This window comes from Rubneribacter badeniensis, assembly GCF_002899695.1.
In the GTDB taxonomy this organism is placed as follows: domain Bacteria; phylum Actinomycetota; class Coriobacteriia; order Coriobacteriales; family Eggerthellaceae; genus Rubneribacter; species Rubneribacter badeniensis.
In genome coordinates this window covers 1-607 of record NZ_PPEL01000181.1, presented here as the reverse complement: position 1 = coordinate 607, position 607 = coordinate 1, and the positions used below count along the sequence as shown (strand labels likewise).

Genomic DNA, 607 nt, shown 5'->3' with positions numbered 1-607 from the left:
ACGACAACATCCTCCTGCCCGTCTGGGGCGCGCTGCGCCAGAGCGTGGCGTCCCTGCTCGAAGGCGCGACGGCCGCCCAAGCCGAGGATCAGCTGCGCAGCCTGCTGGCCGAGGGGGCGGATGCGTCCTCATGAAGTCGCGCAAGACGCTCATCTCGATCCTCGTGGCGGCGGCGTCCGTGGCCGTGATCGCCGGCACGGTGCTGTTCGCGCGCTTCGTGCAGGACTCGCTGTGGGAGAAGTCCGTGACCGACGTGCTGGAGGTGACGGCGCAAGGTCAGCATGCGCTCGACACGTTCTTCGAGAAGGACCTGGACACGCTCGACTTGTTCGCCGCCGAGCTTTCCGTGCAGCGCCACGACGACGAGGACCGCTTGATCGAGAAGCTGGCGCTGTTCGGGATGGATGACGACGGCACGGTGTACGTGTGCGTCGACCTGAACACGGGCGCGGTGTACCGCACGGACAACGCCAACGCTGCGAGGCTCACGGACGAGCAGATGGCCTCGACCGCCGCGGCCGCCGATCGGGGCGTGCTGGAGCCGTTTTTGGACGAGCGCACGGGCGGCAACATGATAGGCGTGTACGAGCGCTTCACGTTCTCCGAC

At 67.4% G+C, this 607-nt stretch carries 1 pseudogene; it reads left to right on the top strand.

The features are described from left to right. Positions 1–130: 130 nt before the first annotated feature. Positions 131–607 (top strand): annotated as a pseudogene (locus C2L80_RS13545) (GGDEF-domain containing protein); the annotation flags it as partial.